Origin of the sequence: Kribbella antibiotica (assembly GCF_004349055.1) — a bacterium.
In the GTDB taxonomy this organism is placed as follows: Bacteria; Actinomycetota; Actinomycetes; order Propionibacteriales; family Kribbellaceae; genus Kribbella; species Kribbella antibiotica.
The window spans coordinates 33,886-46,314 of record NZ_SMKX01000030.1 but is presented as its reverse complement, the minus strand read 5'-3'; the positions used below and the strand labels follow the sequence as shown (position 1 = coordinate 46,314).

Genomic DNA, 12,429 nt, shown 5'->3' with positions numbered 1-12,429 from the left:
CGCGACGACTCACGTGAAATTCAATCCCGACGCGGATCTCGACACCAGCGGTATCGAGGACACTCGCGGCAGTGGTGGCGGTGGCCGCAGCGGCTTGCCCGGCGGCATGATTCCGGTCGGCGGCGGGATCGGCGGCATCATCCTGCTCGTCATCATCGTCTTGCTGAACGGCGGCATCCCCGGCCTCAGCGGCGACGGCACCGAGCAGCCCACCAGCCAGAACACCGGCCCCGGCAGCCTCAACAGCTGTCTCAAGGTGACCACGAGCGCGGAGTGCCGCTTCGTGGCCGACCAGAACTCGATCGAGGGCTTCTGGTCCGCCGAGCTCCCCCGCCGCGGCAAGAAGTACGTCAAAGCGCCCATGCGCGTCTTCGAAGGCCAGGTCAGCACCGGCTGCGGCCCCGCCACCGCGGCCGTCGGCCCCTTCTACTGCCCGCCCGACAAGCGCGTCTACCTCGAGCTGGGCTTCTTCAAAACCCTCCAGACCGAGCTCGGCGCCGAAGGCGGCGACTTCGCCGAGGCCTACGTCATCGCCCACGAGTACGGCCACCACATCCAGAACCTCTACGGCATCCTCGGCCGCATCAAAACCCGCTCCGGCCCCACCTCGGACTCAGTCCGCTCCGAGCTCCAGGCCGACTGCTTCGCCGGCATCTGGACCAACCACGCCACCACGGTCCCCGCCAAGAACGGCAAGCCCTTCATCCTCGACCTCACCGACGACGACATCTCCCGCGGCCTCGACGCCGCCGCCTCCGTCGGCGACGACCGCATCCAGGAAAAGACCCAGGGCCAGGTCAACCCCGAGTCCTTCTCCCACGGCACCGCCGAACAACGCATGCGCTGGTTCAAAACCGGCCTCGACTCCGGCGACATGAACACCTGCGACACCTGGTCCGCCAGCACCCTGTAGTCCGCCCACCGCACCATCTCAGGGGTTGACCCCTGAGACGTTCGGCCGGATTTGGGTGGCTAGGCAGGGAAATGGGAACGCCCTGCACCTCCGTGAGGAAGTGCAGGGCGTTTGTCGTTCTGGGTCAGGCGACCTGGGCGGGGCGGTGGTAGCCAGGGAGGAGCTCGTCTACCAGGGCGTCGGTTTCGGGCTCTGGGCCTCGGGGGGCGCCGTGTTTGGCCAGGGAGGCGTAGAGCTGGGTGGCTACGTTGGTGACGTCTTGGGAGCTGCCGAAGTGGGCGGCTAGGCGGAGGGTGGCTCGCCAGAGGTCCTCGGAGGCCGGGGAGAAAGACAGGCCCGTTTGGAGGGCTGTGCGGGCTGTTTGGCCGTCGTTGTGGGTTAGGGAGGCTTCGGCGAGCTTGAGGGCTGCGTCTACCACTGCTTCGGCCATGCGGCGTTCGATGCCGGCGGCGGCCAGCCAGGAGTAGCGGCCGGCTGGGAGGTTGGCCCAGGCGGTGCCGTGGACGAGGCCGAGAGCCGTCGAGAGGGCTGCTCTCGGGTCCTCTTGCATCGTCGACTGCTTGGCCAGGGTGCGGAAGACGTCCCAGTCGACGCGGACGATGCTGCGGTTCAGCATCCAGCGGCCGGACTCGTCGGCGTACATGGCGTCCTTGCCGACCCAGCGGCGAGTGTGCTCCAGGGCGGCGTCGCGCAGCTCGTCGCTGATGCCGCGGGGCCAGATGGCGCCGGCCAGGACGTTCGGATGGACGCCGTAGTCCTGGCTGGCCAGGTACGCGATGATCTCGGTGGAGAGCGCGATCCGGCCGTCGTCGATGGGGCCGCGGGCGTCCACCTCGACCGGGCCGAGCAGGTCGACCTCGACCGGCGCGGGCAGGCTGAGGTCGGTAGTCGAGAACTCGTACGCCGGCATGTTCTGCTCCGTACGGCGTTTGTCGAGCGCGTCGGAGTCGGCCGCGTCGAACAGGCCGACCAGCTCGCTGACCTGCTCCGGCGTGACGGCATGCGCCTCGACCTCGAGGCCGAGCAGGCGGCAGACGGCCTGGTTCTTCTCGTCGACGACGAAGCGCCACGGCGAGTTGAGCACGTCACCGACTACGACGACTGCGACGCCCCGCTTCGGGTCCTCGGCGAGGCGGTTCAGCTGGTCCTGCTCCTCCGGTGACGGCGGCGCGGACACGAAGACGATCTCCGCACCCCACAGCAGCGGGTCCGGGTGGGTGGTGCGGGCCTCGGCGACCGAACCAGCGTTCCGCCGGTCGCAAGCCTGGGACTGAGCGTCCGTACGACGAGTGACCTCGGAGAGCGCAGCGTCGAGCCGGAGCCAGTAGCTCAGGCGACCCGGGGCGAGCGTGGTGAGGTCGTCGCCGAAACCGACCATGCTGACGTGCGCGCCCTCGGACCACAGGTTGGTGGCGAGCTCGACCGCCAGCGAACCGACCACGTTGCGGGAGGCCGCGTTGACGCCACCGAAGCTGACGATGCCGTTCGCGGTGTCGAGGTCGACGAGCACGGTCGCGCCGTCGGCGTTCTGACCGATCGTCACCAGCGTCGGGTACGGCGCTGGTGCGTCGACCTCGCCGGTCGGGGCGTACCCGCGGCGCAGCGTCCAGCGCGTCCCCTCGGCGATTGCCTGCCAGGGGCCAGGAGGAGCGGACTGCGCCTCGTACGGGTCGAGGACGAGCGTGAGCGCAGGCTCGGTCACCAGTGCGGCGACAACCTTCGGCATCGGGCGGCCGTCCTTGGCCATGTCCGCACCGAGCTGACGCAGCGCCTTGTCGACGAACTGAGCAGTCGGGATGTCAGACGCAAGCCGCAGACCGACCTCGGTCTGGCGGTGGCCGACAGCCTTCGGACCCGGTCCCTGCGCCCAGCCGCGGCGGCGCTTCAGCGCCAGCGCGAGACCGGCGGCGAGGAGCGTGCCGCCGAAGCCGTAGACGCCGGCCTGCGTGAAGTCGAAGCCCTGGTCGGCCGCGACCGGAGCCGCGACCGGGTCGCCCGCGGTCGCGGGGTTCTCCACCGGGTCGCCCGGCTTGATGTTCTTGGCGCCCGGATCAGCAGCAACGCCGCCGATCGCGACCGACGACCCCGACTCGGTGCCCTGCTCGGCCCAGCGCGTGCTGTGCTCGGGAGTGACGGCCTTCGTCGGCTTCGCGGCAGTACGCGTCTGGGCGGGCTTGACCACCTGGCTCTTGCCCGGTGCGTCGACGTTCACGCGCACCGTGTGCACGCCCGCGCCCTTGGCGTCGGCAGGCAGGCGAACCTGCCAGCCCGGCAGGATCAGATCCGGGTTCGTCAGGCGGCGACCGTCAGGCTGAAGCTTGTTGTGGTTGAGGTCGTAGATCTCCTTGTAGCGGCGACCCTCCCCCAGATACCGCTCAGCGATGTCCCACAAGCAGTCATAGTTCCGGCCATGCGGCGGACGAACCTCGGTGTACTTGACGACCTGACCAGTCTGGTCGTTGTTCGTCCGTACGCCGGTAGTCGTCTTCGTCTGGTGAGCCGAACCCGACAGCACAGAGCTCCGCTTCTCGGTCTGGCGGAACGACGAGGTGGATTCGTGCTCCCCACCTTGAACAACCGAAACCGACGTCGGAACCGTGCCCGGGCTGGTCGTGACCGCGCTGGCAACCGGCATACCCACGCCTGCAGCACCAGCGATCAGTACGACGGCAGAGATCAGCCGCCGTGCGAGACCCTGTGAACCGCCGCCGAGTGGGATCCGTGGTGACAGGCCATGACCGCGGATCTCGGCGATTGCCTCAGCGATCAGGCAGACCACGAAATGCGCCCACGCCACCCAGATGAAGAACGCGATGATGCCCAGAATCGCCTTGATGTCGAGCTCCGACATCAGGACGTTCCAGTTCGGCACCTGGTCCGGCCACGGCGTCCCGAAGAAGCGCAGCAGCACATACGGCACCCCGCCGACGATCGCCAGGATCGCCAGCAGCGCCACGAACCCCTTCAGCCGATCCGTCCCCGGACTGGCCGACCGCTGCTGCGGCAACCGCGCCGACCGCAACGGCTCGCTCGTCTTCACCATGCTCGCTCCTCTGTCCCCGTCCCCACGTCAGCCACCGATGGCCTGCACTTCCTGCACAGGCAACCGCTGCACAGCCTGGACATGCGCGCGGCCGATCGGCTGCCACTGCGAGCCCGAGTTGATCCAGTACGAAACTTCCCAGGTGATGTCGAGCTTCACCGTGTACATAGCGTCCGGCTGGCTCGCGCTGGACTTCTTGTAGATGTGCTTGCAGGTGCTCAGCTGCGTGTACGGGTCACTGTTCTCGTCATACCCGTCCGGATCGTCGAGCGGCGTGATCCCCATCGGGCACGTGAACGGCGCGGTGCCGTCGCCCGGATCGACCTTCATCTCGACGACCAAGCCACGCATGATCAGATTGTGCGTTGCGTCGTACAGGCCCCCGTTGAGGTCTTCAGGGTCGACCTTCGTCGGGTCGGTCTTCTGCACGATCGCGCTGTCCGGCGTCAGCGTGAAGTAGGCCGGCACGTTGACGCGCGGCGTGTACGTCGGCTTCACCTGCAGGATGGGATCCGGGTAGCTGTCCCCGAACTGCCACCAGAACTTCTCCATGTAGTCGCGATCCGGGCACTGCCGTGCTTCTTCCGGACTCACCGGGACGATGGCGCGCTCGAGGTGCGCCTTGTTGCCACCGTTCACCGTGTCAAGGTTGTAGTCCGTGATCGACAGGCGCAGAACCCACTTCTTGCCCTCAGGAGGCTTCGGCAGGGTGATGCCGTCCGGTACTGGGAAGTCCTTGCAGGGGATGAACACCTGACCGTTGAGCTTGTCGCGCCAGGTCGGCGGCGGACCGCCCGCGGGCCCCGGGTAGTACGCCTCGCCGGAACTGCAGAAGGCCCCGAACCCGACGGCGTTCACGTACATCGTGCAGACGTTGTTGCCCGTCTGGATGGTGTCCGCGGTCGCGGTCGAGGCGGGAAAGGCCATCAGCAGGGCGAACACACCGCCCAGCGCGACCAGTCCGCGACTCACTCGGTTACGCATCCTCACTCCCCAGGCTAGTCTCATCGCAGATTATCTATGTCAAGGTGCATAGTGCCCGTTGTCCGGTATGCCGTCACCTGTTCGATATGTGAATTTCGCCGTTCCGATCTAGGCCGGATAGCGCACTCCTGCGCATTTCGCGCCGCTCGAGGGCGCCAGTTTGTACGGCCTCCAGCCCAGTCCGGTCTTGATCATGTCGATCACCTGTGGCGTCCCGTTCGGCGCCACCACCGACCACTTCTTTCCACGCGGATCCCAGTACTGCGTGGTCTGCGACCTGCACGTAGTGACCCGGACGATGTTGTTCGGCTGGTTCTGTACGCCACGGACGACAACGCTGCCCGGCGGTTTCATCACCCAGCCCTGGGTCCGTGCGTCGACGATGGCCTGCGAGACATCCGAGTAGAAGAACGACGGGAACTGCGTGCGCAGGATCTTGTCGTCCTTGCTGACCAGCGACTGGAAGTACAGCGGGTAGCTCTGCACGAGCCCTTGGACGGCCGGGTTCGACGCGAAGTTCCCCGCCACCATGATGACTTGAGCCTTCTTCGGCGGGGCGCTGGTCGGCTGCACGGAATCCGAGGGCACGGCCGTCGGCGCAGAAAGTGTCGCCGACGGCGTACCGGTGGTCGTTGAGCTCGAGCTACCACCGACAGGCACCGGGCTACCGCCATCATTCGCGGCACCGCCACAACCGGCCAGCAGGGCAGCGCCCGCCAGCGCGGCGACCGTCAAAGTAAGACTGCGCACGATGATCCTTAGCGTCCGAGGCTCGGTGGGAGGGAGTTCTGCGGGGGCAGGATGCCGGCTGGTGCGCCGCCACCGGGTGGCGTCTTGGTCGGAGTCTTCGTCGGCGCCTTGGTCGGACTCTCCTCACCGTCTGTCGGAGTAGGAGTGGGAGTCGGCGTAATGCTCGGCGTGCAGCTCGCCGGGAACGGGAGCGGCGCCAGCGTCCAGGTCGGAGTCGGTGACCCCATCGTCCAGCTTGCCGGGCACGGAAGGTTCGGCGGGACCGCCGTACTGGAGATGGTCCAGCCCGGTCCGCCGGGCTGCCGCGTGATGAAGATCGGCGGGATGGTCGGGCTGTCGTTGTTCTTCTCGACGCCCTGCTCGGCGTGTGCCGTTCCAGTGCCGGTCGACTTCAGCGTTGTTTTGCCGATGAGGCCCAGGAACGTTGTTTTGTTGGCGATTGCGACGGAGATGTCCACTTGGTCCGCCGTCAGTTTGGTGGGGGCGCAGGAGGTGACCGAGGGGTCGTTGGCCGCGACCTGGGCGCAGAAGGCGGCGATGGCGGTGGCCGCCTTCACCGTGTCGATCTTGGCTTCGGCGTCGTTCAGCTCGATGGTGGCGGCGCCTACGCGGGCCGCTTCCTGGGCGTAGCCGACGGCCCGGGAGCGGGCGCCTAGCTGGCGGCCGCCGTCGAGGACGAGGCCGGCCAGGGCGAAGATCATCACGGCGAGGATGGCCACGGCGGGGCTCAAGGCACCCTGCGGAAAGCGACCGCGGTCGTTGCTGGAGGCATCGATGCGGACGAACTCCACGATGCGGGAGCGGTGGGTCTCAGGAGCCATCGCGCACACCCCGGTACGGGTCGACCGACGAGGTGAAGGTCTTGGTGATGGTGGTGTCGCCGCTGAGGCCGAGGAAGCTCAGGTCGCGGTAGTCGATGGTGCAGGTGACCTCGACCGAGAGCGGGGTGCCCGCGACGAGCGGGGTGGTGAGCGTGCCGGAGGCGGTTCCCGCGCAGGACGCGACGGCCTGGCTCATGGTGCGGGTAACGGCGTCGTTGACGCGGCTCTGGGCGTCGGCCTGGGAGCGCGACATGCTGGCGGCGCGGGCGCCGTCGCGGGCGGCGCTCTCCAGCAGGGACGAGGTCTGGAAGTAGCGGCCGCAGGCGAGCAGGAACATGAACAGGATCAGCAGGATCGGCGCCAGCACCGCCATCTCCAGCGCCAGCGCACCCCGCTCAGAGCGGGCCCTGACAATCAGGGCCTTGCGCAACAACTGACGGAGATTCACTTGTCTGCCCCGAACTGCTCGATCGGCCCGTTCGCCGTCCGCTCGACGTGAAGCTTCAGCCCCGGGACCAGCGAAACCGTGTCGCCACTGACAGTGAACGACACCATGCCCTCAGGAGTGTTGTACGTCGGCGGTGCCACCACTGCGTTTTGCAGCGTCGTGCCGCCCAGCTGGTTGGCGTACTCCTCGATGTCGCCGCGGACCTTCTCCCCCACCGCCTGGGTGTACACCGGCGGCTGCACCAGGCGCAGGCGGGAAACGCCTTCCTGGGCTGCGTTCAGCGCGACCGAGCGGCCGTACAGGAACAGCGCCGTCTGGATCGAGACGAAGATCAGCGCCATGATCATGGGCGCGAGGATCGCCAGCTCCAGCGCGCTCGCGCCGCGCTCGGATCGCCACGCGGCAAGGCGTGCGATCCGGCGCCGGCGGGCGCGTGCGGCGGTCGGGGGGCGGACCGGCACAGTGGGTCAGCCGTTCTCGATCTCGCCGGTGCGCTTGTCGATGACACGACGCACCACGAGGCCGATGGCCAGCGCGGCGGCGACCAGGATCGCCGAGATGATGGCCCACTCCAGCGCCGAGGCGCCGAGCTCCGTGCGGCCCTGCTTCGCGCGCGCCCGCTGCGCGTGCGCGCGGGCGACGGCGTAGCCAGCCATCGTGCGCCAGAACTGCAGTTCGGTGTTCATTCGCATGCCTTCCATTTCTTGAATCCAACGCCGCATGAGGCCGGGGCTGGCCTCAGTATGCCCTGTACGACGGACAGAACCGTGCTACGGATCCGTACCCGCCTTCAGCTGCCGAGGATCGCGATCCCGGCCGGAAATCCGAGAAACAGCATGAACGCGGCGCACATCACCAACTGGGCGACCAGCATCGACTGCGACCGCTCACCCGCCTTACCTTCCACATCGGCAAGCTCTTTGCGCCGCAGCGAGGCGGCACGCGCCAGCAGCGACGCGCGGATCTTCGCACCCTCGTCACCGGCCAGTGCGAGCGCCGAGGCCAGGTCGCGCAATTCCTCGACACCAAGGTCATCGCCGAGCCGCGCCATCGCGTCCCACGGCGTGATGCCGATCAGCCGCGCGTTCGCGAGCGCCTGCCGGATCCGCGCCATCGCCCAGTGGTCGCCAATGGTCGACGCCGTCATCAGAGCCTCGGGCAGACCGCGGCCACCAGCCAGGTTCATCGCGACCAGGTCGAGGAAGCTGCCGACCACATGCCGGAAGTCGCGCCGCCGTGCCTCTGCTTCCTGCCGCAGCGCCAGGTCAGGCAGGAAGAACGCGAAGGCCATCGCGGCCAGCGTCACGATCGCCGGAGTCGCACCAGGCGCCGCGAAGCCGATCGCGCTGAACAGGAACATCACGACCGGGATGAAGATCAGCGCGCCGAGCGCGAAGAACACCTTGGTCGCAAGCATCGCGGCGAACGGCTGGTTCATCACCGCGAGGTCGCGGCGCAGCTTGCCGAACGCCCAGCCGCGCGCGTTGGCCTCGGCCTCGAGGCGCTGGCCGAGCGTTTCGCGGGCTCGGTCGATGCCACCGAGAACGCGCTCTCCGGCGGCGCTCGTGGTCGCACCGCCGCCACCGCGCCCCGCGTCGATGCGGGCGATGGTCGAAAGCACATTGGCCCGCGGCCGGATCAGCATCCGCACCAACAGGTAGGCACCGAGGCCAACCAGAGCACCGGTCACGAAAGCCCACATCATCCGCCCACCACCTCCATCCGCTGGTCTGCCGGTTTCTGACTGCCACCGATCAGGAACCGCTCGGGTACCTCGATCTTGGCCAGCCGGCGCAGCCAGACCAGGCCGACCGCATACAACGCGATCACGATGAACAGCACGAACTGCCCGATGAAACTCGTGTACGGCTTGACGTACTCCGGATTGAACAGCACCAACGCGGCCGCCACGAGCAGGGTGATCGCGACCACCACCTGCACCGACCGCCGGGTCGACCGCCGTTCGGCGCCGACCTTCCGCCGTACGTCGAGCTCTTCGCGGGCCGAGTCGGCCAGCGCGCTGAGCACTTCGCGCAGACCGGGGCCGCGCAGCCGTGCGTTCAGAACCAGCGCCGCCACGATCAGGTCGGCGGCGGGGTCGTCCAGGTCGTCGGCGAACCGCATGAGTGCCGAGGGCAACGGTTCGCGGATGCGCAGCCGGTCGACCAGCAGGTTCAGGCTGGGCTTGATCGCCGGGGCCGCGTTCACAGCAGTCGCCGGGATCGCCTGCTCCAGACCGACCGCACCGGCGATCGTGTCACGCAGCGCCTCGGTCCAGGTGGCCAACGCCTCCAGCCGCTCAATGGACCGCCGCTCTTCACCGGCACCACCGAAGAATCGGTCCGCCAGCGCAGCCAGCAGACCGAGCGCCGCGGCCAGCACGAGCCACTGCGTCACCACCAGTACGACGAGGCCGACGCCGATCCCGACGGCGATCCGGATCAGGTTCTTGCGGTTCTCCGCGCTCGAGCCGCGCCGGAACATCGACGGTGTCTCGTCACGTGGCTCGGTCCCGCGAATCGCGATGATCAGCAGCAGAATCGCGCCGCCCACCACCGCACCGCAGACCAGGGCCAGCAGAGTTTCCATGCTCATCTCGTCACGCCCACGTTCCGTGTACGACGGGTCGATACCCGTAGTACTCGAGTTCGTCCATACAGGCGATCGGCGCGTGTGCCGCGGCGCGACCGTCCGGCGCAGGCGCGAACACCTCGCTGGACAGCACTCGACCGTCCCAGCCAGTCACCTCGCGGATGCTCTCGACGTACCGGCTCAGGCCACCGCCGTGCTGGTAGTCGTTCTGCTTGCGAACGAAGACCACGAAGTCGAGCGCGCCGGCGATCAGCATCTGGGTGGCTTCCATCGGCAGTCGCTCTGTCGCCTGAATCGCGTAGGTGCTGATGCGGTTGAACACCTCCATCGAGCTGTTCGAGTGGATCGTCGACAGGGAGCCGTCGTTACCCTGGCTCATCGCGTTCAGCATGGTGACGATCTCGTCGCCCAGCACCTCACCGACGATGACGCGCGACGGGTTCATACGCAGCGAACGACGGACCAGGTCGGCCATTTCGACCGCGCCCATTCCTTCGGAGTTCGGCAGCCGCTCCTCGAACGCAACGACGTTCGGGTGCAGATCCTTGAACTCCCCGAGACCGAGCTCCAGTGAGCGCTCGACGGTGATCAGGCGCTCGTGCGGCGGGATCACATTGCCGAGCGCGCGGAGCAGCGTGGTCTTCCCGGAGTTCGTCGCCCCGGCGATCATGATGTTCTTCCGCGCCAGCACCGCAGCGGTGAGGAACTGACCGACGTCCTCGGTAAAGGTGCCGTTGGCCACCAGGTCGCGGATGTAGACCCGGCCGAGGCGCGCGCGCCGGATCGAGATCGCGGGCCGCGAGGTGACGCCCATGACCGCGGACAGACGCGAGCCGTCCGGCAGCCGCAGGTCCAGCTGGGGGTTCGCGGAGTCGAACGGACGGCTGGTCAGACCGGCGTGGGCCGCCAGCACCTGAATCAGCTCGACCAGTTCGTCATCGCTCTCGGCCACCGGACCGGGCCGCTCTTCGCGACCATCGCCGTACTGGACGAAAACCTGGTCGCAGCCGTTGATGTCGATGTTCTCGACCTCAGGGTCGTCGATCAGCGGTTGCAGCCGCCCGACACCGAACAGCGCCGAGTGGATCGCGCCCGCGATCTGCGCATCGTCGTCGGGGGTCGGCGGTGTCCGGCCTTCGGCCAGCTCGTAGCGAGCGTGGTCCTCAAGCACCTGCACGATCAACGAGCGCGCGTACTCCCGCTCGTCCTCGGCACTCATCGGCGGTACGCCGTTCACCTGGTCCCGACGGCGTTGTTCGTTCAGCCGGTCGGCCACCTGGGACCGCAGCCGGCGAACCAGCTCCTGGTCAGCGCTCATTCCACTCCCCCTGCGGGAACGCGGCCTGCGCCATGTCGAAACCATGCTGGGCTGAGACCAGCGAAGCCATCTCGGCGGTGATGTCGGTCGCCGAGCGGATCAGCTGGGTCTTCTCGAGCCGGCCATGACCTTGCCCTTCGAAGAACGCCGCACCGACCGGGTCGAGCGCCAGATGCCAGCGGTGCCGCACCGGCGCGGACATCGCGTCCAGCACCGACCACACCTGCTTCACCGCGTCGCGCTTCTTCGGATCCGCGACGACGATCACGCCGAGCTGTGCGTCGACGTGGTGCACCAGCGTCGCCAGCCGCTCGCGCAGATGCGCCACCGACGAACCGGTCGCCGAGCACACCATCACGATGAGCCGTGCCGAGTGAATGATCGGCAGCTGCGGCGAGGTCGAACTGATCCGGCCACAGTCAGCCAGTACGTCGCCTGTCTGCATCTGGTTGAACGTGACGCCCAGCGGATGCCAGAGACCGCCCATTCCGCCGACCTGTTCCGGCGAGCGCACACCAAGCAGTACGTCGAGCCCACCGTCGAGCTGCTGACTGTGCTGCATGACGACCTCGTCGCCGAGGCCTTTGCGGCTAGCGGCCGCGAGGCTGACGAGACCGCGATCGGAGTTGAGCGGCGTACCGCCAGGTGCGGTCATCCGGATACCGACATCGCTGCCGGAGGGGTCACACTCGGCCAACAACACCTGTCGCGGCCAGAGCGCGCCGATCACGAGACTGGCAGTAGTGACGCCAGGAGATCCTTTGGCGCTTGCCAGCGCGACGAGTGCCATCAGCCGCCCCCGTTGCTACGCGGTACGTCGGGCTTGGTGCCTGGGGCGAGTTTCACCAGCACCAGCGTCTTCGCGGACGCCGCGGCCGCGACGGTGGTGGCCTTGCCGAGCGGCACGAGAATGGTCACGTTGAGCTTGTCAACGGTGACCTTGGTGCCCGGCTGGGGGACGATGTCGCCGTCTGAAGACATCACGTAGGCAGCCGACACGATCGTCGATGCGGCGACGCTGTCCTGGCTACCGGTCGGAACCCGGACGACCGACACGATGTCGCCGGGGTCGATGCCGTCAGAAGGCGCACGGCCGGCTTCGAGCACAACACCAACCTGCGCTCCACCCGCCGGAATCGGCACAGTGGCGTTCACACTGTCGCCGCCCACGTACTGACCTTTGTAGAGCCAGCCGGTCGTGTACTTGTCGATGACCTGCTTCCGGTCAGCCCACTTGACCAAACCACCGGTCTCGCCGGCCAAGTCACCACTGTCCAAGTCGTTCTCGACGATCTGGTGGCCGGGAGGAAGCTCCTTCACCTTGATCACGACATACGCGTCGCGGTTGCCGCTGGTCACGGCGATCAAGGCGGACCCGGCAGCGCCGAGCAGAATCAGGATCACCGCCAGCGCGGCCAGAGCTGGCCGCCGCTCTCGGTTGCTCGGGAGGCGGTTCGTACCACCGCCGACCGGTCGGCCCTTACCGCGGGCGTTGGGGGCAGGGCTGCGCGTGGAGGACGAGAGACTCACGCGCCTACCGTAATGGCATCGCGGTGCCAA

General features: G+C 67.7%; 13 protein-coding genes. 1 reads left to right on the top strand and 12 read right to left on the bottom strand.

The window, feature by feature from the left end; all coding sequences use genetic code 11:
• The first annotated feature begins 13 nt into the window (after positions 1-13).
• Positions 14-913 carry a KPN_02809 family neutral zinc metallopeptidase gene (gene ypfJ, locus E1263_RS13220; RefSeq protein ID WP_132167559.1) on the top strand — a complete coding sequence of 300 codons (900 nt, stop codon included), beginning with the start codon at positions 14-16 and terminating at the stop codon, positions 911-913.
• A 124-nt stretch (positions 914-1,037) separates the two neighbouring features.
• Here the strand turns inward: ypfJ and E1263_RS13215 are convergent, their stop codons facing one another.
• The 12 genes from E1263_RS13215 to E1263_RS13160 all read right to left on the bottom strand — a co-directional run bounded on the left by E1263_RS13215 (position 1,038) and on the right by E1263_RS13160 (position 12,399).
• Positions 1,038-3,956, bottom strand: coding sequence for an AfsR/SARP family transcriptional regulator (locus tag E1263_RS13215; protein ID WP_132167558.1), 2,919 nt, complete (start codon positions 3,954-3,956; stop codon positions 1,038-1,040).
• A 27-nt stretch (positions 3,957-3,983) separates the two neighbouring features.
• Positions 3,984-4,940: a hypothetical protein gene (locus E1263_RS13210; protein ID WP_132167557.1), complete on the bottom strand. Its 957-nt coding sequence runs from the start codon at positions 4,938-4,940 to the stop codon at positions 3,984-3,986.
• A gap of 108 nt (positions 4,941-5,048) precedes the next feature.
• On the bottom strand, positions 5,049-5,690 hold the full coding sequence (locus E1263_RS13205; RefSeq protein ID WP_238161218.1) for a hypothetical protein: 642 nt from the start codon (positions 5,688-5,690) through the stop codon (positions 5,049-5,051).
• Positions 5,691-5,698: 8 nt separating this feature from the next.
• The gene (locus E1263_RS13200) at positions 5,699-6,511 is read right to left on the bottom strand and encodes a Tad domain-containing protein (protein WP_132167556.1); all 813 of its coding nucleotides are present in this window, start codon (positions 6,509-6,511) and stop codon (positions 5,699-5,701) included.
• A complete protein-coding gene (locus E1263_RS13195; RefSeq protein ID WP_132167555.1) occupies positions 6,501-6,959 on the bottom strand; it encodes a TadE/TadG family type IV pilus assembly protein in 459 nt (152 codons plus the stop codon). Before E1263_RS13195 ends, E1263_RS13200 begins: the two co-directional genes overlap by 11 nt.
• A complete protein-coding gene (locus E1263_RS13190; protein WP_238161217.1) occupies positions 6,956-7,420 on the bottom strand; it encodes a TadE/TadG family type IV pilus assembly protein in 465 nt (154 codons plus the stop codon). The genes E1263_RS13195 and E1263_RS13190 overlap by 4 nt, the downstream gene beginning before the upstream one ends.
• A 6-nt stretch (positions 7,421-7,426) precedes the next feature.
• Complete coding sequence (locus tag E1263_RS13185; RefSeq protein WP_132167554.1) at positions 7,427-7,645, bottom strand: hypothetical protein; 219 nt, start codon at positions 7,643-7,645, stop codon at positions 7,427-7,429.
• 104 nt (positions 7,646-7,749) lie between these two features.
• Positions 7,750-8,664 carry a type II secretion system F family protein gene (locus E1263_RS13180; protein ID WP_132167553.1) on the bottom strand — a complete coding sequence of 305 codons (915 nt, stop codon included), beginning with the start codon at positions 8,662-8,664 and terminating at the stop codon, positions 7,750-7,752.
• Entirely contained in the window at positions 8,661-9,548 is an 888-nt protein-coding gene (locus E1263_RS13175) for a type II secretion system F family protein (RefSeq protein WP_238161216.1), read from the bottom strand. Before E1263_RS13175 ends, E1263_RS13180 begins: the two co-directional genes overlap by 4 nt.
• Before the next feature lie 10 nt (positions 9,549-9,558).
• On the bottom strand, positions 9,559-10,869 hold the full coding sequence (locus E1263_RS13170) for a TadA family conjugal transfer-associated ATPase (protein ID WP_132167551.1): 1,311 nt from the start codon (positions 10,867-10,869) through the stop codon (positions 9,559-9,561).
• Positions 10,859-11,659 carry a CpaE/TadZ family protein gene (locus tag E1263_RS13165; RefSeq protein ID WP_132167550.1) on the bottom strand — a complete coding sequence of 267 codons (801 nt, stop codon included), beginning with the start codon at positions 11,657-11,659 and terminating at the stop codon, positions 10,859-10,861. The genes E1263_RS13170 and E1263_RS13165 overlap by 11 nt, the downstream gene beginning before the upstream one ends.
• Positions 11,659-12,399 (bottom strand): hypothetical protein, encoded by a 741-nt coding sequence (locus E1263_RS13160; protein ID WP_132167549.1) that lies wholly within the window; start codon positions 12,397-12,399, stop codon positions 11,659-11,661. Before E1263_RS13160 ends, E1263_RS13165 begins: the two co-directional genes overlap by 1 nt.
• Positions 12,400-12,429 lie beyond the last annotated feature (30 nt).